The sequence below is a fragment of the Psychrobacillus psychrodurans genome, from assembly GCF_050209195.1.
GTDB classification, from domain to species: Bacteria; Bacillota; Bacilli; order Bacillales_A; family Planococcaceae; genus Psychrobacillus; species Psychrobacillus psychrodurans.
This window is the reverse complement of the sequence record NZ_CP189791.1, coordinates 3,826,644-3,839,430: the sequence shown is the minus strand read 5'-3', so window position 1 is coordinate 3,839,430 and position 12,787 is coordinate 3,826,644. Positions and strand designations below refer to the sequence as shown.

General features: G+C 37.7%; 19 protein-coding genes. All 19 read left to right on the top strand.

What is annotated here, in order from left to right:
• The 19 genes from ACQCPR_RS19105 (at position 1) to rplE (ending at position 12,780) form a co-directional block, all read left to right on the top strand.
• Positions 1-690: a response regulator transcription factor gene (locus tag ACQCPR_RS19105; protein WP_090567793.1), complete on the top strand. Its 690-nt coding sequence runs from the start codon at positions 1-3 to the stop codon at positions 688-690.
• Positions 687-1,718, top strand: a complete 1,032-nt coding sequence (locus ACQCPR_RS19100; RefSeq protein WP_427137806.1) for a sensor histidine kinase — start codon at positions 687-689, stop codon at positions 1,716-1,718. Before ACQCPR_RS19105 ends, ACQCPR_RS19100 begins: the two co-directional genes overlap by 4 nt.
• A gap of 98 nt (positions 1,719-1,816) precedes the next feature.
• A complete protein-coding gene (locus ACQCPR_RS19095) occupies positions 1,817-2,578 on the top strand; it encodes an ABC transporter ATP-binding protein (RefSeq protein WP_427137805.1) in 762 nt (253 codons plus the stop codon).
• Positions 2,568-4,550, top strand: a complete 1,983-nt coding sequence (locus tag ACQCPR_RS19090) for an FtsX-like permease family protein (RefSeq protein WP_427137804.1) — start codon at positions 2,568-2,570, stop codon at positions 4,548-4,550. Before ACQCPR_RS19095 ends, ACQCPR_RS19090 begins: the two co-directional genes overlap by 11 nt.
• 137 nt (positions 4,551-4,687) lie before the next feature.
• Entirely contained in the window at positions 4,688-6,004 is a 1,317-nt protein-coding gene (locus ACQCPR_RS19085) for a Na+/H+ antiporter family protein (RefSeq protein WP_427137803.1), read from the top strand.
• Between the two features lie 394 nt (positions 6,005-6,398).
• Entirely contained in the window at positions 6,399-6,707 is a 309-nt protein-coding gene (gene rpsJ / locus ACQCPR_RS19080; RefSeq protein ID WP_042478628.1) for a 30S ribosomal protein S10, read from the top strand.
• A 44-nt stretch (positions 6,708-6,751) separates the two neighbouring features.
• Complete coding sequence (rplC, locus tag ACQCPR_RS19075; RefSeq protein ID WP_090567814.1) at positions 6,752-7,381, top strand: 50S ribosomal protein L3; 630 nt, start codon at positions 6,752-6,754, stop codon at positions 7,379-7,381.
• A 26-nt stretch (positions 7,382-7,407) separates the two neighbouring features.
• Positions 7,408-8,031 (top strand): 50S ribosomal protein L4, encoded by a 624-nt coding sequence (gene rplD, locus ACQCPR_RS19070; protein WP_090567817.1) that lies wholly within the window; start codon positions 7,408-7,410, stop codon positions 8,029-8,031.
• Complete coding sequence (gene rplW, locus ACQCPR_RS19065) at positions 8,031-8,315, top strand: 50S ribosomal protein L23 (RefSeq protein ID WP_090567820.1); 285 nt, start codon at positions 8,031-8,033, stop codon at positions 8,313-8,315. The genes rplD and rplW overlap by 1 nt, the downstream gene beginning before the upstream one ends.
• A gap of 42 nt (positions 8,316-8,357) precedes the next feature.
• Positions 8,358-9,188 (top strand): 50S ribosomal protein L2, encoded by an 831-nt coding sequence (rplB, locus tag ACQCPR_RS19060; protein WP_090567824.1) that lies wholly within the window; start codon positions 8,358-8,360, stop codon positions 9,186-9,188.
• A 60-nt stretch (positions 9,189-9,248) separates the two neighbouring features.
• Entirely contained in the window at positions 9,249-9,527 is a 279-nt protein-coding gene (rpsS, locus tag ACQCPR_RS19055) for a 30S ribosomal protein S19 (RefSeq protein WP_090567829.1), read from the top strand.
• 20 nt (positions 9,528-9,547) lie between these two features.
• The gene (gene rplV, locus ACQCPR_RS19050; protein ID WP_090567832.1) at positions 9,548-9,892 is read left to right on the top strand and encodes a 50S ribosomal protein L22; all 345 of its coding nucleotides are present in this window, start codon (positions 9,548-9,550) and stop codon (positions 9,890-9,892) included.
• Between the two features lie 3 nt (positions 9,893-9,895).
• On the top strand, positions 9,896-10,552 hold the full coding sequence (gene rpsC, locus ACQCPR_RS19045; RefSeq protein WP_090567835.1) for a 30S ribosomal protein S3: 657 nt from the start codon (positions 9,896-9,898) through the stop codon (positions 10,550-10,552).
• 1 nt (position 10,553) lies between these two features.
• Positions 10,554-10,988 carry a 50S ribosomal protein L16 gene (gene rplP / locus ACQCPR_RS19040; protein WP_090567838.1) on the top strand — a complete coding sequence of 145 codons (435 nt, stop codon included), beginning with the start codon at positions 10,554-10,556 and terminating at the stop codon, positions 10,986-10,988.
• Positions 10,978-11,178: a 50S ribosomal protein L29 gene (rpmC, locus tag ACQCPR_RS19035; RefSeq protein ID WP_090567840.1), complete on the top strand. Its 201-nt coding sequence runs from the start codon at positions 10,978-10,980 to the stop codon at positions 11,176-11,178. The genes rplP and rpmC overlap by 11 nt, the downstream gene beginning before the upstream one ends.
• 18 nt (positions 11,179-11,196) lie before the next feature.
• Entirely contained in the window at positions 11,197-11,460 is a 264-nt protein-coding gene (gene rpsQ / locus ACQCPR_RS19030; protein WP_090567844.1) for a 30S ribosomal protein S17, read from the top strand.
• 43 nt (positions 11,461-11,503) lie between these two features.
• A complete protein-coding gene (gene rplN / locus ACQCPR_RS19025; RefSeq protein WP_053591327.1) occupies positions 11,504-11,872 on the top strand; it encodes a 50S ribosomal protein L14 in 369 nt (122 codons plus the stop codon).
• 36 nt (positions 11,873-11,908) lie between these two features.
• Positions 11,909-12,217, top strand: coding sequence for a 50S ribosomal protein L24 (gene rplX, locus ACQCPR_RS19020; RefSeq protein ID WP_090567845.1), 309 nt, complete (start codon positions 11,909-11,911; stop codon positions 12,215-12,217).
• Positions 12,218-12,240: 23 nt separating this feature from the next.
• A complete protein-coding gene (gene rplE / locus ACQCPR_RS19015) occupies positions 12,241-12,780 on the top strand; it encodes a 50S ribosomal protein L5 (protein WP_090567848.1) in 540 nt (179 codons plus the stop codon).
• Positions 12,781-12,787 lie beyond the last annotated feature (7 nt).

Below are 12,787 nucleotides of genomic sequence, written 5' to 3'. Positions count from 1 at the left end.
ATGCAAAAAATTATGCTAATTGAAGATGATATTTCGATATTTAATTTATTAAAAGAAAAGTTTCTTCTTTGGTCATTTGAAGTAATTGGGCCTAATGACTTTCAGCAAGTACTTCCTACATTTATAGAACAGAAACCACAGTTAGTAATTATAGATATACAGCTTCCGGCTTATGATGGCTTTCATTGGTGCCGAGAGATTCGGGTGCATTCAAAGGTGCCTATTATCTTTCTTTCGTCGAGAGATCATCCAATGGACATGATTATGGCGATGCAAATGGGGGCAGATGACTTCGTTCAAAAACCTTTTAATATGGAAGTCTTATTAGCGAAAGTTCAGGCACTACTTCGTAGAACGTATGACTATACTGAAGAACAGTCAGATATTGTACAGTGGAACGGTGCTATTATAGATTACTCTAGAAGTAATATCTCCAAGGGAGATAAAGAGGTTGAACTTACTAAAAATGAGTTATTTATACTTAAAATTTTATACCAATACGTAGATAAAATAGTTTCGAGAGATGATCTCATGAGAAAGTTATGGGATGATGAGAAATTCGTGAATGACAATACACTTTCTGTAAACGTTAATAGACTGCGGTTAAAATTGGAGCAAATTGGGTTAGAAGAAGTTATATTAACCAAAAAGGGATTGGGATATATGGCGGTAACAAAGGGTGAGCTATGAAGCTGTTTCTCTTATATATAAAAGAACGCACTGCATGGATTGTATTTTTTGTTTTTTTTCAGCTATGGATTAATATACTAGTGACAATAGACGTTTCCTTTACAAATACCTCTTTATTGTATATGAATAGTATCAATTTATTTTTGTTTTTAATATTCTTTTTGTGGAGATTTTATCAAGAAACAAGATTTATAAAAAGTGTTGTTAGTATAAGTGAGAAAGACTCTACATTCGATCAGGTTATTGCAAGACTACCAAACGGACAATCACTTTTCGATAAAATAATCATGGATGAGCTTCAAGAGCTTATTCTTTTAGGGAAACAGGAGTTAAATGATTCTAAAACGATTTTACTTGAAGAAAAGGACCAAGCACTTTCCTGGATACATGAGATGAAAACACCACTAACTAGTATGAAACTCATGTTAGATAACGTGCAAGATTCAATACTTAAAAAAAAATTAGAGGTAGAATGGCTCAGATTACACATGCTTTTAGATCAACAGCTTCATAAAACACGCCTTCCTTTTATAGAAAAAGATAATGTGATAGAAGAAGTAAATCTAAAAAGTGTTATTTTCCAGGAAATAAAAGAATTAAAGCCTTGGTGTATGCAGCGTAATATAGGTTTTGAAACCAAAGATTTAGATGAAGATACCCTAACTGATCAAAAGTGGCTTTCATTTATAATACGGCAGATAATATCGAATGCGGTTAAATATAGTAAAGAAGGGCAAGAAATACAGATCTATACTAAAAAGGATGAGTTGGGTCACTTGATTCTTTCCATTCAAGATGAAGGTGTTGGGATATCTCAAGCGGACTTGCCTAGAATTTTTGATAAAACTTTTACGGGTAGGGTGGGGAGAGAAAGTACTGCTTCCACTGGAATGGGACTATACTTAGCAAAGAATTCTGCCGAAAATCTAGGAATTACAATAAGTGTAGTTTCTGAGGTTGGTATTGGGTCTACCTTTTCATTACATTTCCCCTTACAAAATAAGATGCAACAAATACTAGGTAGGTGACAATAATGTCATCTACTTTCTTTGTTTGTCACCTTAAACAAACGATTTTCTATTAAATAGTGGGTAAAATGAGAGTAATAAAAGGTAGGAGGTAGACCATGATTATTTTACGAGGTCGAAAAATTAAAAAGGTGTTTGGAAAAAAGACAAATACTCAGGAAGTATTGAAGGATATTGATATAGAAGTACGAGAAGGAGAATTTGTTGGAATTATGGGACCTTCGGGCTCGGGTAAAACAACTCTTTTAAATGTGTTAGCATCTATTGATAAAGTTACAGAAGGTATGATAGAGATAAACAATTTAAATCTGCAAAAAATGAAGGAACAAAAACTTGCCCAGTTCCGCAGAGAACAACTTGGTTTTGTCTTCCAAGATTATAACTTGCTGGACACATTGACTGTCAAAGAAAATATATATCTCCCTTTATCAGTAGGAAAAGTTCCTAAAACTGTGGCAGAGAAGAAGATAAAAGATATCACAACTCTTTTAGGAATTGAGGATATATTGAACAAATATCCTAATGAAATATCTGGAGGACAAAAACAAAGAACGTCGGCTGCAAGAGCTCTTGTGGGTAATCCGTCTATCGTATTTGCTGATGAACCAACGGGGGCATTGGATTCTAAATCGGCTACCGCATTACTAAGTAATTTAGAAAAAATTAATAAAGAGAAAAAAGTGACAATTATGATGGTTACGCATGATCCTGTGGCTGCTAGTTTTTGCTCACGAGTACTATTTTTAAAAGACGGGCAAATATATTCGGAGCTCTATAAAGGTGAAAAGGATCGGAAGCAATTCTATCGTGAAATTATGAATACCCAAAGTGTATTAAGTGGTGATGGCTATGACGCTTAATCAGTTAGTTCTAAGAAGTATGAGGAAAAATGCTAAAAATTATTATTTATATGTCTTCGCTTTAATATTTAGCGTTACATTGTATTATTCCTTTGTAACGTTACAGTATAATCCAGCAATAACTATGGAAATTGGTAATGGTATGACTGCAACAATTTTAAAAGCAGCTTCTTATCTACTCCTATTCATTGTCATTTTCTTTGTTCTTTATGCTAATAAGTTATTTATGAATCGACGGAGCAAGGAAATCGGCTTATATCAGCTAGTAGGAATGCCAAAGGGGCTAGTGACCAGATTAATAGCAATTGAGAATATTATACTTTGGTTAGGTGCAATTATCCTCGGAGTATTTATGGGGTTTATTACATCGAGAATATTTGTAATGATTCTCTTGAAAATAATAGAAAAGGATGCGTTTGTAGAACTTTCTTTTTCTATAGAAGCTCTTCTAAGGACTGTAATTGTATTTCTATTATTACTAATGGTAGTAATTTTGCAAACAGCTATGAGGATAAGGAGAGTGTCACTCTTAAGCCTTATCACTACAACAGTAGTTGCAGACGAAAAGGTTAAAAAATTCAATGCTTTTCAAATGATCTTAGGGTTTATAGGGCTTGTTTTTATAGGATACGGCTACTATTTATCCACTACTCTACTAGATTTATTAGATGATCCAACACTGACGCCAGATAAGATGTTGATTCAACTGCTTTTAATACTAACCTTAACGATTGGTGGAACATATTTTGTGTTTCGTTTCTCAGTAGCACTTATTCTTAATATAGTAAGGAAAAGTAAAAAAGGTTTAATGTCTGTTGCAGATGTTTTATCTTTGTCTACTATTATGCATCGCATGAAGTCCAGTGCAATGTCTCTTACGACTATTACGATTTTATCTGCTACAACACTTGGAATACTCACATTAGCTTATATCTCTTACTACTCTGCAGATGCGATGGCGCAGGATTCAGTGTCTTATGACTATGTAATGTACGAGGATACTGGTTTTGACTTAATAGATGAGTTTGACAAAGAAGGGATTCAATATACTAGACATGACCTAGATTTACTGGCGGTTCAAGCTGATGTCCGACCACTTCTTTTGAAAGAATTTGCGCTAAAAAAAGATGTATCCACGCTACTGACGGTGCAAGTTGTAAGTCAGAAAGATATACAAAACAAGTTACCTAATCTTCAATTAAAGGAAGATGAGGGGTATATAGTAGGCTATGATAGTTTAAGTGCGGAAAATATAAGACTGGAATCACAAAAACCAATTCAGTTTATCACTTCTACCGGAACGGATGAAATATTTATTACTGAGGTTACAGAAGAATCCTTGGTACCAAATTATCATAACTATAATTTTATTACGGTTATAGTATCTGATTCCTATTTCCAAAAATTACTTCATGATCCTCTAAATGAAAATCAAAAGATAGTAGGTATGGAGTTGAAGGAAAAGGATCAACTAAAAAAAGCGGAGGAAGTATTTGAAGCGAACAAAGTATCAGTAGAAATCCCTTACCCTAGTGGACTAGCAACAAAAACAGTTAGTATAGAATCTCAAGAAATCTATCGTTTAGATATATTAAATTCATTTGGGCTGACTATTTTTATATCAGGATTCTTAGGTCTAGCATTTTTGATTGCGACTGGGAGTATATTATACTTTAAACAAATGTCCGAGGCTGATGAAGAAAAGGGAGCCTATACGATTTTGCGTAAGATGGGATTTACTACTAATGAAATTATGAAGGGGATTCGTAGGAAGCAGCTGTTTAACTTCGGCTTTCCGTTATTAATCGGCCTATCGCACAGTTATTTCGCAGTTAAAGCTGGATGGGTTTTCTTTGGTACGGAACTAGTAGCTCCCTTACTGATTACGATGAGTATATATATTATACTTTACTCAATATTTGCTATTCTATCTGCTGGCTATTATAGAAAAGTTGTAGAAAATGCATTTTAATAAAAAACCTGAGTCCATTTCTTTTGGATTTCAGGTTTTTTATAAATAGTACGAGGGTAGACTATTGACATTTGAGTTGTAAAATTATAAACTTCTACGTATTAGTAATCTAGTGTGTGAAAGTGAGAGTGTTTTATATGAACGCTGTTTTAATTGCAGTAATAGTAATGTTAGTATTGAGTTTACTTCGTATCAATGTAGTGTTCTCATTAATTATAGGTGCTCTTGTAGGAGGGCTCACAGCAGGTCTATCCGTTGCAGAAACGATCGATGCATTTACGGGTGGGTTAGGTGCAGGAGCGACCATAGCGCTTAGTTATGCACTGTTAGGAGGCTTTGCAATTGCTATCTCTAAAACTGGTATTCCGGAGTTATTAGTGTTGGCAATTTTAAAGTTAGTGAAAAGTAAGGGAGATTCAGATAAAACAGGATTTGTGAAAGCTTTAGTCTTTTTATTGCTATTGATGATGGCTGTGTTCTCTCAGAATTTGATCCCGATTCATATTGCTTTTATTCCATTGTTAGTACCGCCTATCTTAAAAGTGTTGAACATGTTACAAGTAGACCGAAGATTAATTGCTTGTATTTTGGCGTTTGGTTTAATTACTCCATATATGTTTCTCCCGTACGGATTTGGTGCAATTTATCAAGAAATCGTTGCTACACAGATGGGCCTCTCCGGGCTAGAGATAGCATTAAATGATATTCCCAAGGCGATGGCTGTTCCGGCTCTTGGAATGGTATTTGGGTTGGTAATGGCTTTTGTATTATTTCGCAAACCTAGAAACTATAAACAAGAAGCAGTAAAAGTAAGCGAATTAAAAGTACAGGTGAAAAAAAGTAGCATTATCTTTACGGTGATTTCATTAATAGCAGCTTTAGTTGTTCAAGTAGCAACAGACTCTATGATTGCGGGAGCTCTTGCAGGTATTGTAGTCCTTTACGTCAGTGGTGCGTTAAAAAGGAAAGAGGCAGATGTACTTCTCACAGAAGGAATGCGTATGATGGCATTCGTTGGTTTCGTGATGATTACAGCCAATGGATTTGCGGCGGTCATTAATGCTACTGGGCACGTAGAAAGTCTCGTGGAAGCATCCTCAGGGCTATTAGGGGGTAATATTAGTGCAGCGGTGTTACTAATGTTGATCATAGGTTTGGTAGTGACGATGGGAATAGGTTCATCATTTGCAACTATACCTATTATCGCTGCTATCTTTGTACCGCTTGCAATGGAGCTTGGGTTAAGCCCAGTAGCGACAATCGCTTTAATAGGTACTGCAGGTGCGTTAGGTGACGCGGGTTCACCTGCTTCCGACTCAACGCTTGGACCAACTGCAGGATTGAACGTTGATGGACAGCATAATCATATTTGGGATACATGTGTGCCCACATTTCTTTGTTATAATATTCCACTCGTTCTTTTCGGATGGATAGCGGTAGTGTTTGTTCTATAGTAATAAATAGAAGGAAGGGTATCCCTATCTAAGGGATATCCTTTTTAATTGGAATTGTTTTAGAGAAACATAGTTGCAGATTGTAATAAAAGGAACTACGAATTCTAAAAATAATATCACTCATATCAGTTGCTATTTCAATCTAAATTTTATATACTAGACAACGGCTTAGAAAAACATAAGTATTATAGAAAAAGTAATGCGGTTATAACATTAAAAAGAATTTCGTAAAAACACTTGCGAAATCTTTTTTTATTGTATATAATGTTGAATGTTGGTCTTTGACTGCGATGAAGCGAGAGGTTACCGACACACCCGGCCGCTTTGCCATGGCGAGTGTACGGAAAATTTTCGTGGAGAATGTCTAGAAAATAGGCGAAAAGGAGGGAAAGTAATGGCAAAACAAAAAATTCGTATCCGTTTAAAAGCGTATGATCACAGAATTCTTGATCAATCTGCTGAGAAAATTGTGGAAACTGCTAAACGTTCAGGTGCAAGTGTATCGGGTCCGATTCCACTTCCGACTGAAAGATCTGTTTATACGATTCTTCGTGCTGTTCATAAGTATAAAGATTCTCGTGAGCAATTCGAAATGCGTACGCATAAACGTCTTATCGATATCGTTAACCCAACACCACAAACTGTTGATGCGTTAATGAAGCTTGATTTACCATCTGGCGTTGATATTGAAATCAAACTTTAATGGTAAAAAATAAAAAACACAAATTATTATAGGAGGTGTGACGAATGACCAAAGGAATCTTAGGTAGAAAAATCGGTATGACGCAAGTATTTGCTGAGAACGGTGACTTAATCCCTGTAACTGTTATTGAAGCTACTCCAAACGTAGTACTTCAAAAGAAAACAGCTGAAACAGACGGTTACGAAGCTATTCAGTTAGGTTTTGAAGACAAGCGCGAAAAGCTTTCTAATAAACCTGCGAAAGGGCACGTAGCTAAAGCAAGCACTGCTCCTAAGCGCTTCATCCGCGAATTCCGCGGCTTGGATACAGCTAATTACGAAGTTGGTCAAGAAGTCAAGGTAGAAAGTTTTACAGAAGGCGATGTAATTGATGTAACAGGTGTTACTAAAGGTAAAGGTTTCCAAGGTGTTATTAAACGCCACGGACAATCTCGTGGACCAATGGCCCATGGATCTCGTTACCACCGTCGTCCAGGTTCAATGGGGCCAGTTGCTCCGAACCGTGTATTCAAACAAAAGAAATTACCTGGTCAAATGGGTGGACATACAGTAACAATCCAAAACTTAGAAATCGTAAGAGTGGATGCTGAACGTAATCTACTATTAGTAAAAGGTAATGTTCCTGGTTCTCGTAAATCATTAGTAGTTGTAAAAGCTGCTATTAAATCGAAATAATTCTCTTAAGGAAGGAGGAAACAGGAATGGCAAAAGTATCATTATTCAATCAAGCAGGCTCTTCAGTTGGTGAAATCGAATTAAACGATAAAGTTTTCGGTATTGAACCAAATGAATCTGTTTTATTTGAAGCTATCATTTCTCAACGCGCTTCACTTCGTCAAGGTAATCACAAAGTGAAAAACCGTTCTGAAGTTGCTGGTGGTGGACGTAAACCATGGAAACAAAAAGGAACTGGACGTGCTCGTCAAGGTTCTATCCGCTCTCCACAATGGCGTGGTGGTGGTGTTGTTTTCGGACCGACTCCACGTAGTTACAGCTTTAAATTACCTAAAAAAGTACGTCGTTTAGCTCTTCTTTCAGCTCTTTCAACAAAAGCTCGTGAAGAAAGCATTGTAGTACTTGAAGGTTTAGCATTTGATGCACCAAAAACAAAAGAATTCGTGAAAGTGTTATCTAACCTTTCAATCGATAAAAAAGCGTTATTCGTAACTGCTGATTTAGATGAAACAGTAGCATTAGCTGCTCGTAACATCCCTGGAATCACAGTAGTGTCTGCAACAGGCATTAACGTTTTAGATTTAATCGGTCATAACAAACTTGTAATGACTAAAGCAGCAGTAGAAAAAGTAGAGGAGGTGCTTGGATAATGGAAGCACGTGATATTATTAAACGTCCGGTCATTACTGAGCGTTCTTCTGAAGTAATGGCAGATAAAAAGTACACTTTTGAAGTGGACACTCGCGCCAACAAAACTCAAGTTAAATACGCTGTTGAAGAAATCTTTGGAGTAGATGTTGAAAAAGTAAACATCATGAACTACAAAGGGAAATATAAACGCGTAGGTAAATTTGGTGGGTATACGAACAAACGTCGTAAAGCGATTGTTACGTTAACTCTAGAAAGCAAAGAAATCGAGTTATTCGAAATCTAATCCTTGTAAAAAGGAATTAATACTCAAGAAGGAGGGAATAACATGGCGATTAGAAAGTATAAACCAACGACAAACGGACGTCGTAACATGACTTCATTAGATTACGCTGAAATCACAACTGACAAGCCAGAGAAATCTCTACTTGCTCCTGTGAAACGTAAAGGCGGCCGTAACAATCAAGGTAAAATTACTGTTCGTCATCATGGTGGTGGACACAAACGTCAATACCGTATCATTGATTTCAAACGAAACAAAGATGGTATACCAGGACGCGTTGCTACTATTGAATATGATCCAAACCGATCTGCGAATATCGCATTAATTAATTATGCGGATGGGGAAAAACGTTACATCCTAGCTCCTAAAGGCTTAGAAGTGGGCATGACAATCGTGTCAGGACCAGAAGCTGATATTAAAGCAGGAAACGCTCTTCCATTACAAAACATCCCAATGGGTACTACTATCCATAACATCGAAATGAAACCTGGTAAAGGTGGTCAGTTAGTTCGTTCTGCTGGTACATCTGCTCAATTACTTGGTAAAGAAGGTAAGTACGTAATCGTACGTTTACAATCTGGTGAAGTTCGTTTAATCCTAGGTGTTTGCCGCGCTACAATCGGTGAAGTAGGAAACGAACAACATGAACTTGTGAACATTGGTAAAGCTGGTCGTAATCGTTGGTTAGGCAAACGCCCAACTGTACGTGGATCGGTAATGAACCCTAACGATCACCCACACGGTGGTGGTGAAGGTAAAACTCCAATCGGTCGTAAGTCACCTATGTCTCCATGGGGTAAACCAACTCTTGGATACAAAACTCGTAACAAGAAAAACAAATCCGACAAACTTATCATTCGTCGTCGTAAAAAATAAAGTGGTTTTACTACGGTTCACAGATAGAACCGTGGTGTCATCACGGAGGGAGGTTTCAGCATGGGTCGTAGCTTGAAAAAAGGACCTTTCGCAGACGATCATTTATTGAAAAAGGTCGATGCACAAAAGGACTCTGAGAAAAAACAAGTGATTAAGACTTGGTCTCGCCGTTCAACAATTTTCCCTACTTTTATCGGATTAACTATCGCAGTATATGACGGACGTAAACATGTTCCTGTATACGTGACTGAGGATATGGTAGGTCATAAACTAGGCGAGTTTGCACCAACACGCGCTTATAAAAGTCATGGTGCAGATGATAAGAAAACAAGACGCTAATTTGAGAGGAGGTCATTCAAATGTCACAAGCAAAAGCTATTGCTAAAACAGTGCGCATTGCCCCTCGTAAGGTAAGATTAGTCGTTGATTTAATCAGAGGTAAGCAAGTCGGTGAAGCAGTTGCGATTTTACAACTTACTCCAAAAGCAGCATCACCTGTTGTTGAGAAAGTATTGAAATCTGCTATTGCAAACGCTGAGCACAATTATGATTTAGATGTTAATAACCTAGTTGTTTCTGAAGTCTTCGTTGATGAAGGTCCAACATTAAAACGTTTCCGCCCACGTGCAATGGGACGTGCAAGTGCTATTAACAAACGTACTAGCCACATTACAATCGTGGTATCAGAGAAGAAGGAGGGATAATTCGTGGGTCAAAAAGTACATCCTATAGGATTACGAGTAGGCATCATTCGTGACTGGGAGTCAAAATGGTACGCTGGTAAAGACTATGCAACTCTACTACACGAAGACTTGAAAATCCGTAAGTACATCGAAACTCGTTTAAAAGAAGCTTCTGTTTCTACTGTAGAAATCGAACGCGCTGCAAAACGTGTTAACGTTACAATTCACACTGCTAAACCAGGTATGGTAATCGGTAAAGGTGGTACGGAAGTGGAAGCACTTCGTAAGCACTTGAACGATTTAACTGGTAAACGTGTACACATAAATATTGTTGAAATAAAAAGAGCTGACTTAGATGCTAAATTAGTAGCTGAAAGTATTGCACGCCAATTAGAAGGCCGCGTATCTTTCCGTCGTGCTCAAAAACAAGCAATTCAACGCACAATGCGTTCTGGCGCTAAAGGTATTAAAACTCAAGTATCTGGACGCTTAGGCGGCGCTGACATTGCGCGTGCTGAACATTACAGCGAAGGAACTGTACCACTTCATACATTACGTGCTGACATTGATTATGCACATGCTGAGGCTGACACAACTTATGGTAAGCTAGGCGTTAAAGTATGGATCTATCGTGGTGAAGTCCTTCCAGTTAAGAAGAACTCTGAGGAAGGAGGCAAATAATATGTTAATGCCTAAACGCGTTAAATATCGTCGTGAACACCGTGGGAAAATGCGTGGTGAAGCAAAAGGCGGCAAAGAAATAGCATTCGGTGAATTCGGTTTACAAGCAACTGAAGCAAGCTGGATCACAAGTCGTCAAATTGAGTCAGCTCGTATTGCAATGACACGTTACATGAAACGTGGCGGTAAAGTATGGATTAAAATATTCCCTCATAAACCATATACGAAAAAGCCTCTTGAGGTACGTATGGGTTCAGGTAAAGGTGCTCCTGAAGGATGGGTAGCAGTTGTAAAACCTGGGAAAATAATGTTTGAAATAGCTGGCGTTTCTGAAGAAGTTGCTCGTGAAGCATTACGTTTAGCATCACATAAGCTTCCGATTAAATGTAAAATAATCAAACGTCAAGAAATTGGTGGTGAATCTAATGAAAGCTAATGACATCCGTGAACTTACTACTGCAGAAATAGAACAAAAGGTAAAATCACTGAAAGAAGAGCTTTTCAACCTTCGCTTCCAATTGGCGACTGGTCAATTAGAAAACACAGCTCGTATTCGCGAAGTTCGTAAAGCTATCGCGCGTATGAAAACTGTGGTACGTGAAAGAGAAATCAGTGCAAACAACTGATAAAGGAGGTTTTCTGGCATGACTGAGCGTAATCAACGCAAAGTATACACTGGCCGTGTTGTATCAGATAAAATGGATAAAACAATTTCTGTTTTAATTGAAACTCATAAAAAACACAAGTTATACGGTAAACGTGTTAAATATTCTAAGAAATTTAAAGCTCATGATGAGCAAAACGAAGCCCAAATCGGAGATATCGTCCGTATCATGGAAACTCGTCCGCTATCAGCTACTAAACGCTTCCGCCTATTGGAAGTTGTAGAAAAAGCGGTTATTATCTAATAATAAGTTCGGAACTAATAAATTCCGAAGGGAGGTTACCTAAGTGATCCAACAAGAAACTCGTATGAAAGTTGCAGACAACTCAGGTGCACGTGAAGTTTTAACTATTAAAGTACTTGGTGGTACTGGACGTAAAACTGCTAATATCGGCGATATCGTCGTATGTACAGTTAAGAAAGCAACACCAGGTGGCGTTGTCAAGAAGGGTGACGTCGTTAAAGCTGTAATCGTTCGCACTAAGAGCGGCGTACGCCGTAAAGACGGAACATATATCAAATTTGATGAAAATGCTTGCGTTATTATCAAAGACGATAAAGGACCGCGTGGAACTCGTATTTTCGGACCAGTTGCTCGTGAATTACGCGACAGCAACTTCATGAAAATCGTATCTTTAGCTCCAGAAGTTCTTTAATTTACATGAAAGTGCCAATCAAGGAGGTGCGACAGAATGCATGTTAAAAAAGGCGACAAAGTAATGGTAATCTCAGGTAAAGACAAAGGTAAAACAGGTGTTGTTCTTACTGCTTTTCCTAAGAAAGACCGTGTGTTAGTTGAAGGTGTAAACATCATCAAAAAACATATGAAGCCAAACCAAGCTAATCCGCAAGGAGGAATTGTAAGCCACGAGGCTGCAATCCACGTATCGAATGTTATGTTAATCGACCCAAAAACTGGCGAGCCGACTCGCGTAGGTTCTAAAGTGGAAGATGGCAAGAAAGTTCGTGTTGCGAAAAAATCCGGTGAAATTATTAAATAAGTAAAGAGAAGGGAGGTACACACATGAACCGCCTAAAAGAAAAGTATCTTAAGGAAGTTTCTCCTGCTCTAATGAGCAAGTTTGAATATAACTCAGTAATGCAAGTACCTAAAGTTGATAAAATCGTTATCAATATGGGTGTTGGTGATGCTGTTTCTAATACAAAAGCTCTAGATGCTGCTGTAGAAGAATTACAAATCATTTCAGGTCAAAAACCTGTAGTTACGAAAGCTAAAAAATCGATCGCTGGTTTCCGTCTTCGTGAAGGTATGCCAATCGGTGCAAAAGTCACTCTACGTGGAGAACGTATGTATGACTTCTTGGATAAATTGATCGCTATTTCTCTTCCACGTGTACGTGACTTCCGCGGTGTTTCTAAAAAAGCATTCGACGGTCGCGGTAACTACACTCTTGGAGTTAAAGAGCAATTAATCTTCCCTGAAATCGATTATGATAAAGTATCGAAAGTACGCGGTATGGACATCGTGATTGTAACAACTGCGAACTCTGACGAAGAAGCTCGTGAGTTATTAACACAATTCGGTATGCCATTCCAAAAGTAAAATAAGG